Origin of the sequence: Streptomyces luteosporeus (assembly GCF_039532865.1) — a bacterium.
In the GTDB taxonomy this organism is placed as follows: Bacteria; Actinomycetota; Actinomycetes; order Streptomycetales; family Streptomycetaceae; genus Streptomyces; species Streptomyces luteosporeus.
Genome location: NZ_BAAASL010000009.1, coordinates 18887 through 41329 on the forward strand (window position 1 = coordinate 18887; position 22443 = coordinate 41329).

A 22443-nucleotide genomic window follows, 5' to 3' on the forward strand; every position below is an offset into this window, starting at 1 on the left:
AATGGGTCGCACCAGCACCGAGGAGAACCACCATGGCCAAGTACTTGCTGCTCAAGCACTACCGAGGCGCCCCGGCTCCGGTCAACGACGTGCCGATGGACCAGTGGACGCCGGAGGAGATCTCGGCCCACGTGCAGTTCATGCACGACTTCGCGGCCCGGCTGGAGAAGACCGGCGAGTTCGTCGACGGCAATGCACTCGCCCCCGAGGGGGAGTGGGTCCGCTACGACGGCGAGGGGCGCCCGCCGGTCACCGACGGGCCGTTCGCGGAGACCAAGGACCTCATCGCCGGCTGGATGATCATCGACGTCGACAGCCACGAGCGCGCCGTCCAGCTGGCCGGCGAACTGTCGGCCGCGCCGGGGGCGGGCGGGAAGCCGATCCACGAGTGGCTGGAGGTGCGCCCGTTCCTGGCCGCGGAGCCCGGCACCACGGAGTGCCCGCATTGATCGACGAGGTCCTGCTCAGGAGCCTCGTACCGGGCGTGCTCACCGTCCTCGTCCGCCGCGGAGCCGACTTCGCGGCGGCCGAGGACGCCGTGCAGGACGCGCTGGTCGAGGCGCTCCGCCTCTGGCCGGCCGACCCTCCGCGGGATGCGAAGGGCTGGCTGGTCACCGTGGCCTGGCGGAAGTTCCTCGACGCGACACGCGCCGACGCGGCCCGCCGCCGGCGCGAGGACCTCGTCGAGGAGGAACCGGCGCCCGGACCGGCGCCCGCGGTGGACGACACGCTCCAGCTCTACTTCCTGTGCGCCCACCCGTTGCTCACCCCTGCGTCCGCGGTCGCGCTCACCCTGCGCGCCGTCGGCGGGCTCACCACCCGCCAGATCGCCGCGGCGTACCTGGTGCCCGAGGCGACCATGGCGCAGCGGATCAGCCGGGCCAAGCGCACCGTGGCCGGCGTGCGCTTCGACCGGCCCGGCGACGTCGCCACCGTGCTGCGCGTCCTCTACCTGGTCTTCAACGAGGGCTACTCCGGCGACGTCGACCTCGCCGCCGAGGCCATCCGCCTCACCCGGCAGCTCGCGGCCGCCGTCGACCACCCCGAGGTGGCCGGGCTGCTCGCCCTCATGCTGCTCCACCACGCCCGGCGCCCCGCCCGGACCGCGCCCGACGGCAGCCTCGTACCGCTCGCCGAGCAGGACCGCAGCCGGTGGGATACGCGCCTGATCGCCGAGGGCGTCGCGATCCTCCAGGCGGCCCTCGCCCGCGACAGGCTGGGCGAGTACCAGGCCCAGGCCGCCATCGCGGCCCTCCACGCCGACGCGCCCACCGCCGCCGAGACCGACTGGGTGCAGATCGTCGAGTGGTACGACGAGCTCACGCGCCTGACCGACAACCCCGTCGTCCGCCTCAACCGTGCAGTGGCCGTCGGCGAGGCCGACGGCCCGCGCGCCGGCCTGGCCGCGCTCGCCGAGCTGGACGCCTCACTGCCCCGCCACACCGCGGTGGCGGCGTACCTCCACGAACGCGACGGCGACCTGGCAACGGCGGCACGGCTGTACGCCGAGGCGGCCCGCAAGGCCTCCAACCTCGCCGAGCGCGACCACCTCACCCGCCAGGCCGCCCGCCTCAACGCCCACCGGAGCCGGTGACGGGCCGGCCTACAGCCGGTCCCACCACCACGCCACCGGCGCAATTCCCGGTGGCCCGGCGGGCGGGGCGGCGTCGGTGAACGCACAGGTGGTGACCACGGCGCCGGGGTGGCAGCCGTCGGGGTTGCTGTAGCGGCCGGCGCGCAGGCCCCACTCCAGGTTGCCCCTGAGCAGCGCCGACAGGTGTGCCAGGTGCCGGCGCAGCGGCTCGCTCGCCCCCTGCCGAACCTGGTCCCGCAGCTGCACGAATCGTGCCGTGAGGCGGTTGTTCAGCGCCACCGCCTGCGCCATCGCCTCCGCCGGCGACAGGGAGCGCTCCTCGATCAGGACGTCCACGAGATTCAGCCGGCACCCATTGCTGTACCCGCTGTGCGCAGCCAGCCACTGTTCCTTGCCGTACGAGAACAGGTCGTCGTCGAAAGCCGCCGTGGTGAAGGCCAGTTGGCGCAGGGCCTGCACCGCCGGCGAGCCCAGTTCCCGCTCCGGGATCTCCTCGCCGTCGACGATCTCCGCCCAGCCGAGCGTCGCCGCGCCGGCCGCGGTGTGCTGCCGCATGCGGACGTAGTCGCCGAGCGATGGCGTACGGCCCCGCCGGCGGCAGGCGAACTCCCACAGCACGCCGAGGAACCAGGCACTGTGTCCCTCCACCAGGCGCCGGACCTGCACCGGCGTCCCCTGGGCGCGGCAGCGCGCCGCCAGGTCGCCCGTCGCCGCGAGGAACGGATCCGCCGATCCGTCCGGTACCGTTCCCGGGGCTTCCAGCACGCGCAGCAGGCGTGTGGCGAAGGCGGCGAAGTCGCCGGTGCGCGTGCTGGCAGGTCCCTCGTCGCAGTGCAGGTCGTCGAAGGTGAACATCAGCACGCACCAGTCCACGGCGACCTGGAGGCGGGCGGCCGGTGCGCGGGGCATGATGCGCCCGTAGAAGCCGGCGCAGTCGTTGCCGGTCATCCGTACGCGCTGCGCCCCGTCGCGGCACAGGCCGTACCCGTTCAGCCAGGCCGCCGCCCGCGCGTCGAGCTGCTGGGCGTCGGGGTGCTCGGCGGAAGGGAGGGGGCAGTACCGCGGTGGGATCTCGACCCGGACGGCCTCCGCGGCGGCCAGGACGCCGGTGTCCGTGACGCTCACGGCAGCAGGCTGCGGGTGAGTGCCTGCGCCGCCTGGGTCACGTCACCGCCGGCGGTGGCATCGAACACCGTGCCCTGGGCGGGCAGTGGGGCGGTGCCGAAGGCGTCCTTGAGCGCGTTGTCGCCGCCCTGGCCAAGGCCCAGGGCCGCGGCGCCCTCCGCCGTACCCCTGGCGAGGTCGATCTTCGTCTTCGCCGGCTGGAATTCCATCGTGAACAGGTCGGCCGATTGCTGCCGGCCCCTGCCGGCGCGCGAGCCCTCGATGGTGGTCGTCCCGGTGGCCCTGAGCGTACCGAAGTCGAATACCAGGGCGTTGAAGGCCAGAACCCGGCCCGTGGACCTGGTGAAGGTGATGCTGCCGTCGGCCGGTACGGACCCCGCACTGAGGTCCAGCGCGAACTCGCCCCGCGTCATCGGCAGGCGCACGCACGTACGGTCGCCGACGTGGGCCATCACCGCCGGGCTCCTGGCGCCGAGCGTCACCCCTTGGTCGGCCAGTGCCTTGGCGGCGGCTGCGGTGGGGCACAGGTCCGCCTGCGCCTTGCCGACCTTCAGCTGCGGGGCGGGCAGCAGGTGCGGAGTGGTCCCCGTCGCCGCGCCGGCCCAGGCCAGGGCGCAGGCGGTGGCGGCCGCCACGCAACCCAGCGCCGCGACGCGGGTCCGGTGCAGGGACATGGCGACTCCTGTCGACGGTCGCAGGGCGCGGATTCGTGGGGCGCGGATTCGTGGGGCGCGGATTCGTGCGGCTCGGGGAGCGGCCTGCCTCCACACGACCACGCCGCCGCCGCGCCCGACCACCGCAGGTGGGCCACCCGGGTGAACGGGCAGCACACAGGCGCCATGGTCGGGTTGACCCGAACACGCGGGCTGTTCGACCCCGCAGGAAGGTTGTTGATCATGTGGGTGCAGAATGACCCAGGTGCCGATAAAGAACACGCCGCAGATGGCGACGCTCGACGACGTGCAACCGATCAGCCGCGCTCTGGCCCGTGCTTTTGACGACGACCCGATGATGCGCTGGTTCTTCCCCGACGATGCCTCCCGCGAGGGGCAGTTGGGTCGTTACTTCACCACTCTCTTCACCCGGCAGTACGCCCTCCACGGCGTGTGCGAGCGCACCGACGCCGCGGCCGCGTTCTGGGTGGCGCCGGAGGGGCAGGAGAAGGCCGTTCCGGATGCGGGGACGATCCAGGAGCTGCAGGAGATCCTGGGCGACCGGGCCCCGGTGTTCCGCGACGCCGTGCAGGCGGCGGCCGCGCACGCGCCGCAGGAGCCGCACTGGTACCTGGCCGTGATCGGCGCCGACCCGGACGCCCGGGGCCAGGGCCACGGGTCCGCGCTGCTGCGCTCGGGGCTGGCCAAGGCCGATGCGGCGGGCATGCCCGTCCACCTGGAGTCCTCCAAGCCCGACAACCTCCCCGTCTACGAGCACTTCGGCTTCGTCGTGCGCGAAGAGGTGCAGCTGCCCGGCGGCGGGCCGGTGCTGTGGGCGATGCGGCGCGAGCCGGTCCGCCCGGCCGGTGCCTGACGGAGGAGGAACGAGGGTGGGGCGGTCACCCGGACGGCCGGCGTCCGGTCGACCCCGGCCGTCGGTCGCCCGATGCTGGGGGAGCGTACGGCGTCATGCCGGCGCGATGCCGGATCGCCGGGAGGACGTGCTCATGGCCACCGATGCCCATCCCGCTCCGCTGCGGATCCTGGTGTTCGGGGCCGCGCTGCGGGCCGGGTCGCTGAACGCCCGCCTGGCCTCCCTGGCGGCCCGGCTGTTCACCGAGGCCGGCGCCGACGTCGATCACGCGACGATGCGCGAGTTCGACATGCCGCTGTACGACGGTGACGCGGAGGAGGCCGAGGGCCTGCCGGCGGGCGCCCGGGCCCTGCACGACCGGATCGCGCGCTCCGACGCGATGGTGATCTCCTCCCCGGAGTACAACGCCTCGGTGCCCGGCGTGCTGAAGAACGCCATCGACTGGGTCTCCCGCTTCCGGCCCCAGCCGTTCAAGGACAAGCAGGCGCTGCTGCTGTCCGCCTCGCCCTCGCTGGTCGGCGGCAACCGCGGCCTGTGGACGCTGCGCATCCCGCTGGAGCATCTGGGGGCCCGCGTCTACCCCGACATGTTCAGCCTGGCCCGTTCCCACCAGGGCTTCGCCGACGACGGCCTGCTCGCCGACCCGTCGGGCCAGCAGCGCCTGACGGAGACGGTGCGGGCGTTCCTGAGCCTGGTCGAGGCGGACACGCGATATGTGTGCCTGCAGCGCCGCTGGTACGAGTTCCTCGGCGACCACACCGACGCCCCCGTCACTCAGCGCGCGCAGGACTAGCGGCCGCCCGCCGCGCCCCAGCCCCGCTCCAGGAGGGCGAAGATCTCGTCCGCGGCGCGCTGCGGGTCGGGGTGGCGGTGGGCGACGAGGGGGGCGTCCAGGGCGAACCGGGCCAGGGCGGCGCAGGCGGCGTCGTCCTCGGGAGCGCCCGTCTCCTCGGCGATGGCGCGGGCCAGGGCGGTCTCGTGGCGCATCCACATCCGGTGGGCGTACTCGCGCAGGGCCGGAGTCTCCTCCACCATGCGGGCGAACTCCGCCAGCTGCGGCCCTGCGGCATGTCCGCCCGGCGGCTGGGGGATCAGGCTGTGCGGGCCCACGGCCGTCACCAGGTGCTCGCGCAGGGCCTGCAGGACGGAGACGCCGGGCGCGCGTTCGCGCACGGCGGCGACGAGTGCCGCCTCGATGTCCTGGTCGAGGTCGAAGACCAGGGCCTCCTTGCAGGGGAAGTGCTTGAACAGCGTGGTCACCGACACGTCGGCGGCGTCCGCCACCTCCTTCACGCCGACCTGGTCGTAGCCGCGGTCGAGGAAGAGCTCCAGGGCTGCGTCGGCCAGGGCCTTGCGGGTCTGGGCCTTCTTGCGCTCGCGGCGTCCGGTCGGTGCGTTCACCGGCCCACCATACCCCGCGGACGATGCCGCAAGGTGAGTGAGGCAAAAAGTTAAGTCGTTGCACTTTCGTAGTGGGTGTGTTTTCGTGGGAGTGCCGCTTCCGGCATGCAATTCCTCCACCTCCCATCGTCGAAGGAGCCTTAGGTGAACGCCCGTTTCGCCCGCATCGCCGTCGTCGGGGCCGGCCCCGGCGGGCTGATATGCGCCCGCATCCTGCAGGTGCACGGCTGGTCCGTCACCGTCTTCGAGCGCGAGGCGTCCCCTTCCGCACGGACGCAGGGCGGCACGCTCGACATCCACGCCACCACCGGCCAACAGGCGCTGCGCGAAGCCGGCTTGCTGGAGAAGTTCCACGAGCTGGCCCGGCCCGAGGGGGAGGTGTGGCGACAGCTCGACCCCTTCACGGCCGAGGTCCTGGTGGTCGACGAGCCCGCCGACGGTCAGGCCGGCCGGCCGGAGATCGACCGCGGGCAGTTGCGCGGACTGCTGCTCGACTCCCTCGCCCCCGGAACCGTCCGCTGGGGCTGCCCGGTCAGCCGCGTCGTCCCGCTCGGCGACGGCACGCACCGACTGCTGTTCGAGGACGGCATGGCGGAGGACTTCGACCTGGTCGTCGGCGCCGACGGCGCCTGGTCGCGCGTCCGCCCGGCACTGACCGACGCCGTGCCCCGCTACACAGGTGTCACCTTCGTCGGCACCGGGTTCGACGACTCCGACACCCGTCATCCGGCATTCGCCCGCCTGGTCGGCAACGGCACCATGTCGGCCCGCTCCGGCAGCCAGGCACTGACGGCCCAGCGCAACAGCGGTGGCTACCTCGACGCCGTCGCCATGTTCCGCGCCCAGGAGGACTGGTACGTCACCGCGGGCCTCGACTTCGCCGACACCGCCGCCGTACGCGCCCACCTGCTGGCCAAATACGACGGCTGGCACGACAGCTTGCTGTACCTGCTGCGGGCCGGCGACAGGGGATTCGTCAACCGGCCGCTGTACGCCCTGCCCGTACCCCCTGCCTGGGACCACGTGCCCGGCCTGACGCTGGTGGGCGACGCCGCCCACCTGATGCCGCCGCTCGGCGTCGGCGCCAACCTCGCCCTCGTCGACGGCGCCGAACTCGCCCTGGCGCTCGTCGCCCACCCGCACCTCGACGCGGCGGTCCGGGCGTACGAGGAGGTCATGCTGCCGCGCGCGGCGGACCTGGCCGCACGCACGGCGCAGGGCCTCGACCACTTGCTGCCGCCGGAGGGGGCACCCGAGCCCGCCCCGGGGGCGAGGGGCTTCGAGGCCTAGGGCGACAGGCCCTGGCAGGCGCCTCGCGCACCGCGCCGTCGGCTTTGTGTCCTGGCGCCGGCTTCATCCCGTGGGCTACGCTGCCCGGCGATGACTACCGGGACGGCCTTGCGCCACACACGGATTGGTGACCCGGTGCTCTCCTGAGCACCGTACGGGCCGATGCGGGCCCGCCGTTCGATCGAGGGGCCGGCACTGCTGCGCGTGCTCCGCCTCCCGTCGTGTTGACCACAGATTCGACACGTCAACCACGACAGGAGGATCCATGCCCATCAAGACGCTGCAGATTCCCACCGCGGACGGCCGGGCCGACGCCTTCGCCGCCTTCCCCGACCGCGGCGACCGGCACCCAGGGGTGCTGATGTACACGGACGGCTTCGGCATCCGGCCCGTGCTGCGGGAGATGGCCCACGAGCTGGCCGGGCACGGGTACTACGTACTCGTCCCCAACATCTTCTACCGGCACGGACCGGCGCCCGTCATCGACCTTCCCGAGCACATCGGAGAAGAGGCCCGGCCCCGGGTCATGGCCGAGCTGATGCCCTTGATCGAGGCGCACACCGCCGAACGTGCCCTCAGTGACGCCGACGCCTACCTGGGGTTCCTCACCACCCGGCCCGAGGTCGGCGCCGGCCCGGTCGCCGTGACCGGCTACTGCATCGGCGGCCTCCTGGCGATGCGCACCGCCGCGGCCCACCCGGGCCAAGTGGCCGCCGTCGCCGCCTTCCACGGCCCCGTGGGCGCCGACGGGCCCGGCCTCTTCGCCGGGCTCACCGCCCAGGTCCACCTCGGCCACGCCGAAGGCGACATGACCCCCGACGCCCTCGGCGAGCTCAACCGGGCCCTGGACGCCGCAGGTGTCGACCACACCTCCGAGATCTACCCCGGCACCGTCCACGGCTTCACCATGTCCGACACCGACGCTTTCAACGCCGGCGGGCTGAAGCGCCACTGGGACCGTCTACTCCCCCTCCTGGACCGCACCTTGGCCAACGGCTGAGGCCCCGGCGGCTCCCTGCACCTCCCTGTGATCGCATAGCTTGGTGAGCAGGATGAGAAGCGCGGGGGTGGCGATGACCGTGGTACTGAGCTCGGCAGATGTGACACTGCGTCCGTGGGAGGCCGGTGATGCATCCGCGTTGGCGACCCTGGCCAATGACGAGGAATTGCGCCGCTGGACGTCGCACCGGGTGGCCGACCGGGACGACGCGGAGCGCTGGATCGCCGCAGCAGCAGCCGGGTGGGAGACCCGGGAGCGGCTCGGCTTCGCGGTCCTCGCGCAGGGGCGGGTCGCGGGGCACATCGTGCTCAAACGGCCGGGCGGCGTGGGTGCCGTGGCCCAGGTCGGCTACTGGACCGGTGCTCCCGCGCGCGGCCAGGGCCTGGCCTCCCGGGCCGTCGAGATGCTGACGGCCTGGGCCTTCGACGCCGACGAGGGGGAGGAGCTGACCCGCCTGGAACTGATCCACAACGTGGGCAATCCGGCCTCCTGCCGGGTGGCCGAGAAGGCGGGCTATGCCCTGGAAGCCGTCCTCCCGCCGCGCCCGCCGCGCCCGTTGGAAGGGCATCTGCACGTGCGCGAGCGCGGGGCCGTACCGTCGCTGCCGGGCATGCGCTAGGGGACGCCGAGGAGGCGCAGGACGGCGGTCGCCGCGGCGGCCGCCAGGACCACCGCCAGGAACGGCACCTTGCGCCAGGCCAGCACACCGGCCACCAGGACACCGGCCGGTCGTGCGACGCCGGCCGGGCCGTGGCCCTCGGCCAGGGCCGTGGTCGCGACCAGCGAGGCGAGGAGGACGACGGCGGAGATCTCCTCGAACCGTCGACCCGCGCCGTCCTCGTACTGGAACACCCCTAGCCAGGCCGTGTCCGGCGGATCATGCGGCGCCCCGTAGGGGCTCGGGGCAGTGTCGACCTGCGGGTGCGTCGTGGCTTGTCGCGCAGTTCCCCGCGCCCCTGACGGGGCGCCGTGGTGGCCTCACTGGATGTACTGGAGGGTCCACTTCTGGTTCGGCAGTCCCTGGTTGTCGTTGGTCACGACCGGCGACCGGTTCGCACCGTTCCAGCCGCGGTCGGGTTCCAGGACGCGGCCGAAGAGGTTCGCGATGCGGGCCGGGTCGGCCTGGGTGGCCGGGTCGACGTACCAGAGCTGGTCGACGTTGCTGAAGCTGTTGTCGCACGGGGACAGCCAGGTCGCCCAGCCGCTGGGGCCCTGCGCGTAACCCGCGAGGCATGTGCCGTTCCTGCGGTTCACCATGTGGTAGCGGCCCTGGCCGTCGGCGACCAGGTCCCACAGCTGGTACGTCTCCGTGGTGCAGTCCCACACCCGTACGCGGTCTTCACCGGACGGGAAGCCCATGCAGCGGCCTGTGCCGTAGTTCCTGACCTGGAACGGCCCGACCGCGCGCTGCGCGGAGGCGGCCGGGACCGCCGGGGCCGTCGTGGCGAAGGCGGCGGCCAATACCGTGGCGAGCACGGCGAGTCGTGTGCGTGGTCTCACGAGTTTCCCCCTGTCCGACCGTCCCCGGAGTCGTCGGACCAGACTCTCGCACCGCGCCCCGTTCGAAAGGGGTTTCGCCGTGAAACCCCTCTTACGGGGAGCGTGGGATCGCACAACGGGCGCAGCAGGAGCCAGCCCACCGCGGGCAGGGCGACGAGGGGGACGAGGGCCGTCCGCAGGGACGTGGCGTCGGCCAGGGCGCCGATGAGCGGCCCGGCCACGCCGCCCACGCTGATGGCCAGGCCCAGCGTCACGCCGCCCGCGGTGCCCACGTGGCGGGGGAGGTAGTCCTGGCCGAGGGTGACGTGCAGGGAGAAGGGGACGTACAGACCGGCCGACGTCAGCGCGACGAACAGGTACAGCAGCGGGCCGGGCACCAGGACGACGCCGGCCACGGCGGCGACCGTCAGCAGGTACGACCAGCGGATCACCGGCAGCCGGCCGTAGCGGTCGGCGAGCCTGCCGCCGGTCACCGTGCCCGCCGCGCCGCCCAGGTAGAGCAGGAACAGTGCGGCCGTGCCGGAGAGGTTCCCGCCGCCGGTGCGCTGACGGGCGTAGAGCGAGACGAAGGTGCTCAGCCCCACGAAGACGACGGAACGGGAGACGATCGCGCCGGACAGCCTGACGAAGGACCGCCAGTCGTCCCGGCGGCCGTCTGCGGCTGCCTTCGCCACCGCTTCCCCGGCGGGCGACCCGGCGGCCGTCCGCAGTGCCGCCGCGCACAGTCCCGTACCGGCCACGGCCGGGACGGCCAGCAGCGGCGAGGCGTGCAGCCCGCCGGTCGCGACGACGGCGGACACCAGCAGCGGGGCCGCGGCGAAGCCGAGGCTGCCGCCCAGCGAGAACCAGCTCATCGCCGTGTGGCTGCCGCGACTGGCGTCGCGCGCGACCCGCGCCGCCTCCGGGTGGTACGCCGCGATGCCGATCCCGGAGACGGCCACGGCGGCCAGCGTGAGCCCGTACGTGCCGTACAGCCCGCTCGCGGCGACACCGATGCCGCTCACCAGCGTGCTCAGCGGCAGCAGCCACGGCAGCGACCGGCGGTCGGTGAGCACGCCGAACAGCGGCTGTATCACCGACGACAGCAGTGATGCGGCCAGCACGATGCCGGAGGCGGCGGCGTACGAGTAGGCCCGCTCGGCGACGAAGTACGGCACCAGCGCGGCCACCGCGCCCTGGTAGACGTCGACGCAGGCGTGTCCCCATGACAGCAGAACGATCGGGCGGTTGGTTCGAGCGGTCTTCGGCGGCATGCTTTTCGTCGGCATGGTGTGATCGTGTCCGTGCAGCCACCTGTCCCGCTTCCGATGGAACGCCCGTTCCTGTCGAAAATCCGCCACGAGCCGCAGGCCCCGACGCGCGTGCAGGACCTGGCCGCCGGGCAGGGCATCGACGCCCACCGCCACGACGACCACCAGATCGTCTACGCGGGAGCGGGCGTCCTGGCCGTCACCACCGACGCCGGTACGTGGGTCGCGCCGGGCACCCGCGCCCTGTGGGTGCCCGCGGGCACCGTCCACGCCCACCGAGCCCACGGCCACCTGGAGCTGCACCTGGTCGGCCTGCCGGCCGACGACAACCCGCTCGGCCTGACCGCCCCCACCGTCCTGGCCGTCAGCCCGCTGCTGCGCGAGCTGATCCGCGCCTACACCCGCAGCCCCGAGGACGCCGGCCCCGAACGCCGCCGCCTGCTCGCCGTCCTGCGCGACCAACTGCGCGCCTCGCCGCAGCAGCCCCTGCGGCTGCCCGCCCCGGCCGACCCCCGCCTGGCCGCCGTCTGCACCCTGGTGCACGACGCCCCCGCCGACACCCGCACCCTCGCCGCCCTCGGCTCCGCGACCGGCACGGGGGAGCGCACCCTCAGCCGGCTCTTCCGCGCCGAGCTCGGCATGACCTTCCCGCAGTGGCGTACGCAGTCGCGTCTGTTCCACGCGCTGCGGATGCTCGCCGACGACGTGCCCGTCACCACGGTCGCGCACCGCTGCGGGTGGTCGTCGGCCAGCGCGTTCATCGACGTCTTCCGCCGGTGTTTCGGGTGCACGCCGGGCGCGTACCAACGGGATCAGCGACAAATGGCCGGTTTGGACGGAACCCCTCCGGCAACCCGTCCGCTTTAACGGGAGAGAGCAGTAAACCCCGTGCCCGCAGGGGCACTTGCGATGGGGGGAACCCATGCCCGCACCCCGTACCCCATGGCGCTCCGGCGCCGCCCTGGCCCTGCTCGCCGCCCTGACCGTGCCCGCCGTCGCCTTCGCGGCGGCCTCCGGCCGCCCCGCCGACGTCCCCCGCACGGACCCCGCACCGGCCACCGCCCCCGATGCGGAGCAGCCGGTCCGCGAGGGCAACGCGGGATCGGTGGTGGACCAGGTGGCCGCGTTCTACGGCGCGTACGTCGGCGCCCGCAGCGGTACGCCCGACTCCGTACTGTCCGGCGCCCTGCGCTCGCACTACCTCACCCGCGAATTCCGCACCCGGCTGGAGGAGTGGGAGCGCAAGAGCGGCGCCGACGGTGTCCTGCGCGCCCAGGACACCCCGCGCGCCTGGCGCGTGACGTACGACAACAGCGGCGCCGGCCACACCTGGACCCGCGTCCGGCTCACGTGGGGCGACGAGAAGAAGCCCACCTACACCTACCTGAGCGTGCAGTCGGACATCGCGACCCGGCTCATCTCCGACATCAAGGAGGAGTCGGCGAGCTGAAGCGGCTGAAGCCGGGTCACTTCTTCGTCAGATAGCGGTGGCGGGCCCACAGCGGCAGGCCGAACCAGCACAGCACGAGCCAGGCCACCAGAACCGCCACCACCCACGGCACAGCGGTGCCGGGCATCGCGATGCGCAGGATGAGCAGCAGCGAGGAGGTGACGGTGCACAGCAGCAGGACCACACCCACCATGGTCATCCGCGACGCCCAGGTGACGGTCTGCGGCTTGATCCGGCGTCCCGTCACCAGCCGGTGGAAGGAGACCGGCCCGACCAGCGCCCCGGTGGTCGCGGCGCCCAGCAGGACCGTGGCCACGTAGATCGCCCGGTCCGTGTCGCTCAGCGTGGGGAAACGCGGCGTGAAGGCCACGGTCAGCAGGAAGCCGAAGAGGATCTGCACCCCGGTCTGGGCGACACGGACCTCCTGCAGCAGCTCGGCCCAGCGCCGGTCCGCGCGCTCCTCCTCTGTTTCGTGACGCCCAGTGGGTGCTGGGCGGCCCGGCTGTCCACTCGGCTCGTTCGGCGGCATGTCGTCCCGTCCGTACCTCGTCGTCCCGTCCGTCTTCCCGCCCGGGGCCAGGCTATGCGGGCGGGGACGGCGGTCGGGGAGAGGACATGCCGGGGGATCAGGCGGTCGTGGGATGCGGGCGCTCGTAGCAGTCGTAGTTGCGCTGGGAGACGATCCTCCCGTCGCGGAACTCCAGGAACGTCGCGATGTGCGCACGCAGCACGTGCCCGACGGGCAGATCGCCCAGGGCCATGGCGAGCGTTCCGTGCCAGGTGACCTCCAGGGCCACCTGGTCACCGGACGCGACGGCGTTGAGCACCTCGAAGTGCTGCTCGGTCAGCACCGTCCGCCCCCGCTCCGCCGCGGCGAGCACGGCGGGCAGATCACGGACGGCACCCTCGGGGAAGAGCGCGTTGGGCAGCTCGCGATGGACCGCTTCCGGATGGAAGAAGGCAGCCAGCTCCTCGCCCGTGGCCCACTGCGCGACCGCCTGGTGGTACCGGATCGCCGTCTCGACGTTGGGATGCACGACTGTCACGGTAGCGCCGGAGCTCAGCCCGTGGCGTGCTCGCTGCGGTCACCGCTCCAGAGCGTGTGGAAGGACCCCTCGCGGTCGGTGCGGCGGTAGGTGTGGGCACCGAAGAAGTCCCGCTGCCCCTGGGTCAGCGCGGCGGGCAGCCGCTCCGCGCGCAGCGCGTCGTAGTACGCGAGCGCGGCTGAGAAGCCGGGCGTCGGCACACCGTGCCGCACGGCGGTGGCCACGACCGTCCGCCACGCCTCCTGCGCCTGCCCGACCTCCCGCGCGAAGCCCTCGTCCGCCAGCAGCGTCGACAGCTGCGGGTCGGTCTCGAAGGCGGCGCGGATACGGTCGAGGAACGCGGCCCGGATGATGCAGCCGCCGCGCCAGATGGCCGCCATCGCACCCAGGTCGATGTCCCAGCCGTACTCCTCGCTCGCCTTGGCGATCATGTTCCAGCCCTGGGCGTACGAGACGACCTTCGAGGCGTACAGCGCCTGCTCGACCTGCGCCGCGAACTCCTCCGCCTCGGCGGGGGAGAGGGCCCGGGCGCTCGGCCCGGGCAGGCCGCGCGCGGCCTCGCGCAGCCCGGTGTGCCCGGACAGCGAGCGCGCGAAGACGGCCTCGGCGATGCCGGACACGGGCACCCCCAGGTCCAGCGCGGTCTGCACCGTCCACCGCCCGGTGCCCTTCTGCTCCGCCTCGTCCGCCACGACGTCCACGAACGGCCGCCCGGTGCCGGCGTCGGTGTGCGCGAGCACCTCGGCGGTGATCTCGATGAGGTACGAGTCCAGCCGCCCGGTGTTCCACGTCCGAAACGTTTCGGCGATCCGGCCCGGCTCGTACCCCCCGACCGCACGCAGCAGGTCGTACGCCTCGGCGATCAGCTGCATGTCGGCGTACTCGATGCCGTTGTGCACCATCTTGACGAAGTGCCCGGCACCGTCGGGGCCGACGTGGGTGCAGCAGGGGGAGCCGTCCTTCGCCTTGGCGGCGATGGATTCGAGGAGGGGCCCGAGGGACTTGTAGGACTCCTCCGACCCGCCGGGCATGATGGAGGGCCCGTTGAGGGCGCCCTCCTCGCCGCCGGAGATGCCGGCGCCGACGAAGTGGATGCCCTTGTCGCGGAGGTCCTTCTCACGGCGGCGGGTGTCCTCGAAGTGCGCATTGCCGCCGTCGATGAGGACGTCGCCCTCGTCGAGGAGGGGCGCGAACTCGTCGATGACGGCGTCGGTGGCGTCACCCGCCTTGACCATGATGACGATGCGGCGGGGCTTCTGGAGGGAGGCGACGAAGTCCTCGGCGGTCTCGGAGGGGACGAAGTCGCCTTCGTGGCCGTGCTGCTCGATGAGGGCCTTGGTCTTGGCGTAGGTGCGGTTGTGGACGGCGACGGTGTGGCCGTGGCGTGCGAAGTTGCGGGCGAGGTTGCTGCCCATGACGGCGAGCCCGGTGACGCCGATCTGTGCGGTCGCCGTGGTGGCGGGGGAGCTAGGCATGCGGTGGTCCACTCCTGTCGCTGTGCGTCGAAGGCTGGTGCGAGCGTCAACACCGCGGGGTTTGGAGATCTTCCCCGCAGGTGTCCGGGCATCGCCCGGTCATCGTGGCATGCGGCGCTCGTGGGCGGCTGGGTGCGCGCTGGAGATGATCTCGGATCTGTCAGTTTCCTCGCGCATGAGAGCTTCCGCCTCGATGGTCCGATTGTGTGAATCACACAAGATGTGGAGCCGGGCGTACAGCCTCCGGAGCGACCCTTCGGCGCTAGGTGAACCTCCGGAGGTGCGGTCGGGCGGTTGCGTGATCTTGGCGCTTGCGGGCGGTTCGCGGCGGGTTCCGACGGGTCGGATGCTGACTTAATGCTGACTTTGCTGACGGCTAGTCAGCTATTCGGGTTCGGCCCCGTGCGGGCGTCGAGGCGCCAGTGAGGAGGTGGCGATACCGAGGCCGGCGGTAACGGAGCGTGATATTGATCAGAAACTGCTGGGGTTCTCGTCCAGGGCGTAGCGGACGTGCGGGCCGCCGAAGTAGCCGCGGACGATATGGGCCGGGGGTAGGTGAATCGGCATAGGCTCGCCCGCGTGGCTGATGACATAGCTGAACTCGTGCGGAATCTGCCGGGTCTGAAGAGTGTGACGGGGGTGTGGCGGCTCGCCGAGCAGTGGTTGGCGGCCGGGGACAGCGAGCGGGTCGCCGAGCTGGGTGTCCGGCTCGTTGGGGAGTACCGCGGCCGAGAGCAGGAGTTGTGGCAGTACGTGACGATGCGGGACGGGCTGCTGCGGTTGCTCGCCCGCACGCCCGGCCCCGGCCAGGTCCTCGCCACGGGTCGGCTGGCCCAGGCTCTGGGCGGCAGTCACTTCCCGAGCCTGGCCGCCTCCCTGCTGGTCTCGGCGCAGCAACCAGCGGACCTGGCAGTCCTGTTCGGTGACGGGGCGGATGGACCGGACGAGTTGCGGGCCTGCCTGGTACAGGAATTGGTGGTCCGAGGAGTCGACCTCGCCGGGCTGCCGCAGGTGGCCAACTGGGCGGGCGCTTCGCGTCAAAGACACGGTCGGTTCGCCTGGCTGCCGCTCAGTCGTGCCGAGTTCGAGCTCGGCTACCCCGTGCCAGCCCGCTTCCCGGACGGGGAGAGCCGCACCGGGCAAGGGGCGCTCATGTGGCACTCCGGCAGCGCCCCGGTGCCGCTGCCCGGCGTGAGGGAGACCACCGCGGCAGCGACCGGCGAGCTGATCGCTGCCGCCGCGCGGAACTGGGCCGAGGACTCGAACGGCTGTCTCGAGGCCCGGGTGTTCGAGTTCGTCGAGCCGCTGACGGCGGCCAGCCTGCCTGCCGCCCTTGGGGCGATCGGTCTGAAGTGCACGGCCGCGGCGGCCCAGGTGAGCCTCAGCCGCTGCTTTCCGGTGGAGGTCTGGGAGGTCCTGTTCGACGCCGCGGCCGAGGGAGGAGCGTATGAATCGGCGGAGTACGGCGCCTATGGCCGCCTTGCGGCCTGGCGTTCCCTGGCCGGACTGACGGGAGTGGAAGAGGGCACCCCGGTGGCCGAGGTCGAGGCGTTGGTGGCGGCCTACCGGTGGTACAGCTTCGGCACCGACAGCGGGTGGTTCTTCCGCCAGCGCTGGGACCTCGCCATCGTGGCCCTCTCACCGAACGGCCGCCGACTGGCTGTGCTGGCAGCCACGGACACCTACTGAGCGCCAGCGCATCCGAGGCAGACGGTCAGCTCCCCCCTCACCTGGTCGCCCGCCACGACGGTCCCGCCGATCCTGGCCTCGACGGGACCACCGGCGGACTGTCTGACTTACTGGTCGTCGCCGTTCTCCGATGCGACCCAGTCCGCCGCGAGCCAGGAGTGCGAGGCGGCGTCGACGCCGACGGCCACGGAGCCACGACGGGCGTCACTCACGCCGACTCGCCGAACGAGTGCTCCAGTGATCCTGCCTAAGGATCAGGCCCGGCGCGTCACGTGATCCATGATCAGCTCACCTACGGCATTCCAGCGCTTTTCTCGACATCTCCCGACCGTTCTCATCGAAACGACCACTTCCGACGGCCGGCCGTTGGCGTGCCAGTACCGCCACTCACCTACCGCGGCACCCATGATGGTCACGCCCTCGGCCCGCTTGGTCCCGTCCGGCCACCACTCCTGCTGCCGCCCGTGCTCGATGCCCGAGCAGTAGGTGCAGTTCCCCTGCGTGACAGGTGCGTCCGTACTAGTCCAAGTAGGTCTGATCGCCTTTGATACGCATCGCCCGTACTGACGTCGGCGTCGCCCCGAGCGGTTTCGTCGGCGGCTCGGCACCACCACGAGCCTCGACGGTGGGCCCTGACTCGCCCTCGGCGGCGCGCTGCCCGCGCGCTGCCAACTTGCGCCTGAGCTCTGCGCGCCAGCGCGCGGCGTTGCTGCCGTCCAGTTGCCCGGCGAAGGCGGCACGGGCGGCGTCGACAAGTTCGGCAGGGGCCCCCGGACCATACTTGGCGATCTCCCACAGCGCGTCATCCGTTGCCATGTCGAGCCCAGTGCAGGTTCGCAAACCCTGGCCACTGAGAACCTCTTCCAGCACGGCGCCGAAAGTCCTCCTCAACTGGTCCTCGGTCGGCCAATCGCCGAGCATGGACCCACCCCTCCCTGAAGCGAACGAACTGTCCCGTCCCTGTACGACGCCCGGCGCGATCGGGCGGGTTCCCGCCGCCGTCACCGCTCGCATCCTGCCGAACGATCCACCCGGCGACAACAACGCCGTCGAGCCGAAGCTCGGTAGTTGTCACATATTGATCTGAAACGGCTGGGTTTGGGGTCGTTGGTGGGGTGTGAGCGATCTGGTGGGGGACGCGCGGCATCTGTCGCCGTCGGCGCAGGAGGCCCTGCGACTGCGGGCGGTGGCTGCGTTGGTGGCGGGGCGGGACCGTGAGGACGTGGCAGCGTGGAAGTCCGCGCCGGTGTTGTGGCCGAGATGGTGGTGGCGGTCGCGGGCGAAGCAGTAGGTGCAGGCGTGGGAGCAGCCGCGGCACGGGGTGAGGGTCCACCCCATGCCGCCGGGCGTGGCGCCGGGCATGCGGTTGAGGAGGGTGCGGGCCTGGATCTCGTGGAAGGTGACGCCGCGGAAGTCCGGGGACGGGGGCGGCTCGGGGGTGAGGGCCGAGGTGGGGAAGAGGGCGGGCTGCGCATCGCTCATGGTGCTACCTGGCCGGTGTCGGGGGCGTCGGGGGCTTCGGTGATGGCCTGGGCTGCCTGCAGGAGTTGTCGGCCCAGGGCGGCGAGGTGCGGGGCGAGTTCCGGGTCGGCTTGGAGGGTGGTGTCGGGGCCGAGGTTGAGCAGGTGCTGGGCGATGTGGAGGGGGTTGTCGGCGGAGATATCGACGGTGCAGGAGTTGTCGCCGGTCGGGGTGATGCGTTCGGGCAGGGCTCCGGTGCGGGTGCGGATCGTCTGCGCGTCGGTGGGGACGGTGGCGCGGGCGCGGTAGCGGGCGGGTGCGCGGGCGATGGTGCGGGCGACGAAGGCGGCAGGGTCGGGGGCGGGGAGTTCGCGGGGCGGGACGCGGTGGCCGGTGGGGGTGGGGTCGGAGAGACGGTCGACGCGGAAGGTGCGCCAGTCGTCGCGGTCGGTGTCGTGGGCGACCAGGTACCAGCGACCGTACGAGGCGACCAGGGCATGCGGCTCGACGCGGCGGGTGCCGGGGGAGCCGTGGCGGGTGGCGTAGGCGAAGGTGATGATCTCGTGGTCGCGGCAGGCCGCGGCCAGCACGGTCAGCGTGGTGGGGTCGGCCTGGGGGCCGGTGTTCCAGGGCAGGGGGACGGTGGTCTGCTGGAGGGCCGCGACCTGGTGGCGCAGGCGGGCGGGCAGCGCCCGTTCCAGCTTGGCGAGCGCGCGTACGGCGGTCTCCTCGATACCCGTCACGCCGCCGGTGGCGGTGCGCAGAGTGACGGCGATGACGACGGCTTCCTCGTCGTCGAGCGCGAGCGGGGGCAGATCGGCGCCGGGGGCGAGCCGGTAGCCGCCGGCGGTGCCGGTGGTCCCGTCGATCACGTAGCCGATCTCCCGCAGGCGGTCGATGTCACGCCGCACGGTACGACCGGTGACGCCCAGGCGCTCGGCGAGCTCCGCGCCGGACCATTCCCGGCGGGCCTGGAGGAGGGAGAGCAGGCGCAGCATCCGGGCGGGCATGTCCGTGGTCATGGCATACAGACTGCCAGGCATTACGGACGAGTCGTGTCCTAAAGGGCGTCTAGCGTCGAATCCATGACCGAGAACAAAACCCCTCAAGCAGCAAGAATCTCCCCCGTTGATGCGGATCCGCGCCGGTGGGCGGCGATGGTCGTCCTGCTGGTGGCGACGTTCATGGACACGGTGGACGTCACCGTCGTCAACATCGCCGTCCCCCACATCCAGGAGGACACGGGGGCGTCGTTCTCCCAGGTGCAATGGGTGGTCGGCGGCTACGCCCTCGCCTTCGCGCTCGGCCTGATCACCGGCGGGCGGCTCGGCGACCTCTACGGCCGCAAGCGCGTCTTCCTGGTCGGCGTCGCCGGGTTCACGCTCACGTCGCTGGTGTGCGGGATCGCCACCACGCCGGAGGTGCTGCTCGCGGGCCGCATCGCGCAGGGCGCGATAGCCGCGCTGATGGTGCCGCAGGTGCTGTCGATCATCCACGTCTCCTTCCCGAAGGAGGAGCGGGGCAAGGTCTTCGGGATCTTCGGCGCGGTCACCGCACTGGGCACCCTCGCCGGTCCGCTCATCGGCGCGCTGTTGCTCGAAGGCGATGTGCTGGGCCTGGGCTGGCGGCCGATCTTCCTGGTCAACCTGCCCCTCGGCGTCCTCGGCCTGGCCGTCGGTGCGGCCCTGATCCGCGAGTCGAAAGCCGAGCGAGCGGCCCGGCTCGACGTGGGCGGCATGCTGCTGTCCACCGCCGGGCTGCTCTGCCTCGTCCTGCCGCTCACCCAGGGCCGCGAGCTCGGCTGGCCCGCCTGGACCTGGGCCATGCTGGCAGCCTCGCTGCCCGTCCTGGCGCTCTTCGTCGCCTACGAGCGGCGGGTGATCAACCGCGGCGGCTCCCCGATGGTCGTGCTCTCGCTGTTCACCCGCAACAGCTTCGCCGGGGGTCTGGGTGTGCAGCTGCTGTTCGGTCTCGCCTCCGGTGTGTTCTTCCTGGCCTGGGCCCTGTACCTGCAGATCGGCCTCGGCTTCTCCCCGCTCAAGGCCGGCCTGTCCGGGCTCCCGCTGTCGCTGCTGCTGATGGCCGGGGCCGGGATCTCCATGCAGGTCCTCGTGCCGCGCTTCGGCCGCACCGTTCTCCAGGCGGGTGCGCTGATCGCCGCGGCCGGGATGGGCTGGTTCGCCTGGTCGGCCGGCCACTACGGCGCGGACATCTCCCTGTGGCAGACCATGCTGCCCCTGGTGCCCATGGGCATCGGCATGGGACTGATCATCGCCCCGCTCACCGACATCATCCTGGCCGACGTCCCGCACGAGCACGCCGGATCCGCCTCCGGCCTGAACAACACCACCGTCCAGCTCGGCCAGGCCCTCGGCACCGCCCTGTCCTCCGTCATCTTCTTCAACCACCTCGGTGGCAGCAGCGACAACCCCGCCACCCAGGCGCCACGGATGCCGGACGCCTTCGCCCACACCCTGCCCTACGTCGCCGCCGCCTTCGCCCTGGCCGCCGTGCTGCTGTACGCGGTGCCCCGGCGGGCCGGACGCAAGGATCCCGCGGCGACTGGCGAAACCACCGCCCCGCCCGGCCAGGCCGAGGGCGCGCAAGCAGCGGAACAGGCCGCGACGGCAAACGCGGGACTTTAGGACATTCCCCGTCCTAAAGGGTCCCTACGGTGGGCTTCGGGGCGAGATACAGCGCCCGCACCCGGGCCCGCCCGGCGCGGCTGGCCACTGCGCCGGCCCGCCCCACCTTCCCCGCCCGCGCGCCCGCCCCGAGGGCATCGGCGCGACGATTCGAAAGGTCTTCGTCATGAGCTTCATGTCCCCCGGAAACGTCGTCTGGTTCGAGATCAGCACCACCGACCCCGAGGCGGTCAAGGACTTCTACGGCCCCCTGCTGGGCTGGACCTTCGAGACCGACCCCGACTCCTCCATCGACGGCCGCACCTACACCCGCATCCTCGCCCCCGGCGCACCGTGGCCGATGGGCGCGATCGCCGAAGGCGACCCCGTCGGCAAGGCGGTCAGCCTGTCGGTCCTGTCCACCGACGTAGCCGCCGACACAGCCCGGCTGACCGCGCTCGGCGCCACAGTCGTCGTCCCGCCCACACAGGTCGGTGATGTCACCGTCTTCACCCGCCTGCGCGACGTACGCGGCAACAACATCTCCCTGTTCTCCCGGACTTCCGCGCCCAGGCTGCAAGAGCGCATGGAGGACTCCGAGCAGCAGATGGAACAGATCGCCGCCGCGCCCCGGCCGGGGATGTTCGCCTGGTTCGAGATCGGCACCACCGACCCCGAGGCCACCAAGAGTTTCTACCAGGACGCCTTCGGCTGGACGTTCGTCTTCGACGAGACGGCCGGCGGCAAGCCCTACTCCAACATCTTCACCGGCCCCCAGTGGCCCTCCGGTGGCCTGAACGCCGGGGCCGGGGCCGACTACGCCATGCCCTCGTTCCTGGTCACCGACGTCCCCGCCACCACCGCCGAGGCGCAAGCAGCGGGCGCACAGGTCGAGGACGGCCCCGGCACCAACCCCGACGGCCTGGTCTACTCCCGCCTGCTCGACCCCAAGGGCAACCGCTTCGGCCTGTTCTCCATGCCCACCCAGCCCATCCAGCCCGCCGGCGCCTGAACGCCGCCATCGATCCGGAGGTACCCGTCATGAAGATCGCCCTGCTCGGCACCGGCTTCGGCCGGGCCCACGCCGCCGTCTACGCCACCCGCCCCGACATCGACGAGGTCATCGTCTTCGGCCGCACCCCGGCCAAACTCCAGGCCGTCGCAGGCGAGTACGGCTTCGCCACGACCACCGACCTGGATGCCATCTACGCCGACCCGGACGTCACCCTGGTCGACATCTGCCTGCCCACCGAGCTCCACGCCGAGCACGCGGTACGGGCCATGCAGGCCGGCAAGGACGTCCTGTGCGAGCTGCCCCTGGCCGCCTCCATGGCCGACGCCCACCGCATCATCGACGCCCAGCGGGCCAGCGGGCGGCAGCTGTTCGTGGACATGTTCGCCCGCTTCAGCCCCGTCAACGAATACACGCGCAAGGCCATCACCGACGGCACGTACGGGCCGCTGCGCACCTGGGAGATCGACACCCGCACCGCACTGCTCTGGCCCGGCTACGACCTGCTCCTTAACTCCCTGGCCGTGGACGCCCTCCACACCGACCTCGACACCATCACCACCGCACTCGGACGCCCCGCCTCCGTCACCGCACACGGCATCCAGGGCGAACAGCGCGGCTCAGCCGCCCACATCCTGCTGAACTACCCCGGCGACGTCCTGGTCCGCTGCAGCGCCTCCGCGTTCATGCCCGCCTCCTACGGCATGGGCGGCGGCTCGCGCCTGGTCTTTGCCGAGGGCGTGTTGGAGACAGAGTTCACCGCGGGCGCCGACGGCCAGGGCCGCACCCACCTGGTCGAGTACACCGATACCGGACGGCGCACCATCGACCTGCCCGTACGCGCCCCCTACGCGGCCGTCATCGACCACGTCCTGGCCTGCCTGGCCGGAAAGGAAACCTCCCGCATCACACCCGACAGCATCCTCGACGGCCTCCAGCTCACGTTGGACGTCCGCGAGCAGCTCGCCGCACGGAATCAGCCAAACATCTAAGACGACC

24 protein-coding genes and 1 pseudogene are annotated in these 22443 nt (G+C 72.1%); 13 read left to right on the top strand and 12 right to left on the bottom strand.

What is annotated here, in order from left to right; genetic code table 11:
* Window positions 1–32: 32 nt before the first annotated feature.
* Complete coding sequence (locus ABD361_RS13525; RefSeq protein WP_344435348.1) at window positions 33–449, top strand: YciI family protein; 417 nt, start codon at window positions 33–35, stop codon at window positions 447–449.
* Window positions 449–1594 (top strand): RNA polymerase sigma factor, encoded by a 1146-nt coding sequence (locus ABD361_RS13530; RefSeq protein ID WP_344435667.1) that lies wholly within the window; start codon window positions 449–451, stop codon window positions 1592–1594. Before ABD361_RS13525 ends, ABD361_RS13530 begins: the two co-directional genes overlap by 1 nt.
* A gap of 9 nt (window positions 1595–1603) precedes the next feature.
* Here ABD361_RS13530 and ABD361_RS13535 read toward each other — a convergent pair whose 3' ends face one another.
* On the bottom strand, window positions 1604–2719 hold the full coding sequence (locus ABD361_RS13535; RefSeq protein ID WP_344435351.1) for a terpene synthase family protein: 1116 nt from the start codon (window positions 2717–2719) through the stop codon (window positions 1604–1606).
* On the bottom strand, window positions 2716–3393 hold the full coding sequence (locus tag ABD361_RS13540) for a hypothetical protein (RefSeq protein WP_344435352.1): 678 nt from the start codon (window positions 3391–3393) through the stop codon (window positions 2716–2718). The genes ABD361_RS13535 and ABD361_RS13540 overlap by 4 nt, the downstream gene beginning before the upstream one ends.
* 235 nt (window positions 3394–3628) lie before the next feature.
* Between ABD361_RS13540 and ABD361_RS13545 the strand changes: the two genes are divergently transcribed.
* Window positions 3629–4246: a GNAT family N-acetyltransferase gene (locus ABD361_RS13545; protein WP_344435354.1), complete on the top strand. Its 618-nt coding sequence runs from the start codon at window positions 3629–3631 to the stop codon at window positions 4244–4246.
* 133 nt (window positions 4247–4379) lie between these two features.
* Window positions 4380–5039 (top strand): NADPH-dependent FMN reductase, encoded by a 660-nt coding sequence (locus tag ABD361_RS13550; RefSeq protein WP_344435668.1) that lies wholly within the window; start codon window positions 4380–4382, stop codon window positions 5037–5039.
* Here ABD361_RS13550 and ABD361_RS13555 read toward each other — a convergent pair.
* Window positions 5036–5647: a TetR/AcrR family transcriptional regulator gene (locus ABD361_RS13555; protein WP_344435355.1), complete on the bottom strand. Its 612-nt coding sequence runs from the start codon at window positions 5645–5647 to the stop codon at window positions 5036–5038. The genes ABD361_RS13550 and ABD361_RS13555 overlap by 4 nt on opposite strands.
* A gap of 144 nt (window positions 5648–5791) precedes the next feature.
* Here ABD361_RS13555 and ABD361_RS13560 point away from each other — a divergent pair, with 144 nt between their 5' ends.
* The 3 genes from ABD361_RS13560 (at window position 5792) to ABD361_RS13570 (ending at window position 8556) form a co-directional block, all read left to right on the top strand.
* Window positions 5792–6937 carry an FAD-dependent oxidoreductase gene (locus ABD361_RS13560; protein WP_344435356.1) on the top strand — a complete coding sequence of 382 codons (1146 nt, stop codon included), beginning with the start codon at window positions 5792–5794 and terminating at the stop codon, window positions 6935–6937.
* A 265-nt stretch (window positions 6938–7202) separates the two neighbouring features.
* The gene (locus tag ABD361_RS13565) at window positions 7203–7937 is read left to right on the top strand and encodes a dienelactone hydrolase family protein (protein WP_344435357.1); all 735 of its coding nucleotides are present in this window, start codon (window positions 7203–7205) and stop codon (window positions 7935–7937) included.
* Between the two features lie 52 nt (window positions 7938–7989).
* Complete coding sequence (locus ABD361_RS13570) at window positions 7990–8556, top strand: GNAT family N-acetyltransferase (protein WP_344435669.1); 567 nt, start codon at window positions 7990–7992, stop codon at window positions 8554–8556.
* Here the strand turns inward: ABD361_RS13570 and ABD361_RS13575 are convergent.
* The 3 genes and pseudogenes from ABD361_RS13575 to ABD361_RS13585 all read right to left on the bottom strand — a co-directional run.
* Window positions 8553–8750: pseudogene (locus ABD361_RS13575) on the bottom strand (AzlD domain-containing protein); the annotation flags it as partial. The gene ABD361_RS13570 and the pseudogene ABD361_RS13575 sit on opposite strands and share 4 nt — an antisense overlap.
* 165 nt (window positions 8751–8915) lie before the next feature.
* Window positions 8916–9437, bottom strand: coding sequence for an RICIN domain-containing protein (locus tag ABD361_RS13580; RefSeq protein ID WP_344435358.1), 522 nt, complete (start codon window positions 9435–9437; stop codon window positions 8916–8918).
* Window positions 9434–10690 (bottom strand): MFS transporter, encoded by a 1257-nt coding sequence (locus ABD361_RS13585; RefSeq protein WP_425583210.1) that lies wholly within the window; start codon window positions 10688–10690, stop codon window positions 9434–9436. Before ABD361_RS13585 ends, ABD361_RS13580 begins: the two co-directional genes overlap by 4 nt.
* Window positions 10691–10744: 54 nt before the next feature.
* On the opposite strand from ABD361_RS13585, the gene ABD361_RS13590 reads away from it, so the two are divergent.
* Both ABD361_RS13590 and ABD361_RS13595 read left to right on the top strand, forming a co-directional pair.
* A complete protein-coding gene (locus ABD361_RS13590) occupies window positions 10745–11554 on the top strand; it encodes an AraC family transcriptional regulator (protein WP_425583207.1) in 810 nt (269 codons plus the stop codon).
* Between the two features lie 55 nt (window positions 11555–11609).
* Window positions 11610–12137: a hypothetical protein gene (locus ABD361_RS13595; RefSeq protein ID WP_344435362.1), complete on the top strand. Its 528-nt coding sequence runs from the start codon at window positions 11610–11612 to the stop codon at window positions 12135–12137.
* Window positions 12138–12153: 16 nt separating this feature from the next.
* Here ABD361_RS13595 and ABD361_RS13600 read toward each other — a convergent pair whose 3' ends face one another.
* From ABD361_RS13600 to gndA, 3 genes are all read right to left on the bottom strand, one after another.
* Window positions 12154–12666, bottom strand: coding sequence for a DUF6328 family protein (locus tag ABD361_RS13600; protein WP_344435363.1), 513 nt, complete (start codon window positions 12664–12666; stop codon window positions 12154–12156).
* Between the two features lie 97 nt (window positions 12667–12763).
* Window positions 12764–13174 carry a nuclear transport factor 2 family protein gene (locus ABD361_RS13605; RefSeq protein ID WP_344435364.1) on the bottom strand — a complete coding sequence of 137 codons (411 nt, stop codon included), beginning with the start codon at window positions 13172–13174 and terminating at the stop codon, window positions 12764–12766.
* Window positions 13175–13197: 23 nt separating this feature from the next.
* Window positions 13198–14658: an NADP-dependent phosphogluconate dehydrogenase gene (gndA, locus tag ABD361_RS13610; protein ID WP_344435365.1), complete on the bottom strand. Its 1461-nt coding sequence runs from the start codon at window positions 14656–14658 to the stop codon at window positions 13198–13200.
* Between the two features lie 579 nt (window positions 14659–15237).
* Between gndA and ABD361_RS13615 the strand changes: the two genes are divergently transcribed.
* A complete protein-coding gene (locus ABD361_RS13615) occupies window positions 15238–16347 on the top strand; it encodes a DUF6183 family protein (RefSeq protein ID WP_344435366.1) in 1110 nt (369 codons plus the stop codon).
* Between the two features lie 519 nt (window positions 16348–16866).
* On the opposite strand, the gene ABD361_RS13620 is transcribed toward ABD361_RS13615, so the two are convergent.
* The 3 genes from ABD361_RS13620 to ABD361_RS13630 form a co-directional block, all read right to left on the bottom strand.
* On the bottom strand, window positions 16867–17268 hold the full coding sequence (locus ABD361_RS13620) for a hypothetical protein (protein WP_344435367.1): 402 nt from the start codon (window positions 17266–17268) through the stop codon (window positions 16867–16869).
* 150 nt (window positions 17269–17418) lie between these two features.
* Window positions 17419–17829 carry a hypothetical protein gene (locus tag ABD361_RS13625; RefSeq protein WP_344435368.1) on the bottom strand — a complete coding sequence of 137 codons (411 nt, stop codon included), beginning with the start codon at window positions 17827–17829 and terminating at the stop codon, window positions 17419–17421.
* Window positions 17826–18830, bottom strand: a complete 1005-nt coding sequence (locus ABD361_RS13630; RefSeq protein ID WP_344435369.1) for a helix-turn-helix transcriptional regulator — start codon at window positions 18828–18830, stop codon at window positions 17826–17828. Before ABD361_RS13630 ends, ABD361_RS13625 begins: the two co-directional genes overlap by 4 nt.
* A gap of 63 nt (window positions 18831–18893) precedes the next feature.
* Between ABD361_RS13630 and ABD361_RS13635 the strand changes: the two genes are divergently transcribed.
* The 3 genes from ABD361_RS13635 (at window position 18894) to ABD361_RS13645 (ending at window position 22436) form a co-directional block, all read left to right on the top strand.
* Entirely contained in the window at window positions 18894–20453 is a 1560-nt protein-coding gene (locus ABD361_RS13635) for an MFS transporter (protein ID WP_344435370.1), read from the top strand.
* A 166-nt stretch (window positions 20454–20619) separates the two neighbouring features.
* Window positions 20620–21444, top strand: a complete 825-nt coding sequence (locus ABD361_RS13640) for a VOC family protein (protein WP_344435371.1) — start codon at window positions 20620–20622, stop codon at window positions 21442–21444.
* 29 nt (window positions 21445–21473) lie between these two features.
* Entirely contained in the window at window positions 21474–22436 is a 963-nt protein-coding gene (locus ABD361_RS13645) for a Gfo/Idh/MocA family protein (RefSeq protein WP_344435372.1), read from the top strand.
* Window positions 22437–22443: the final 7 nt, after the last annotated feature.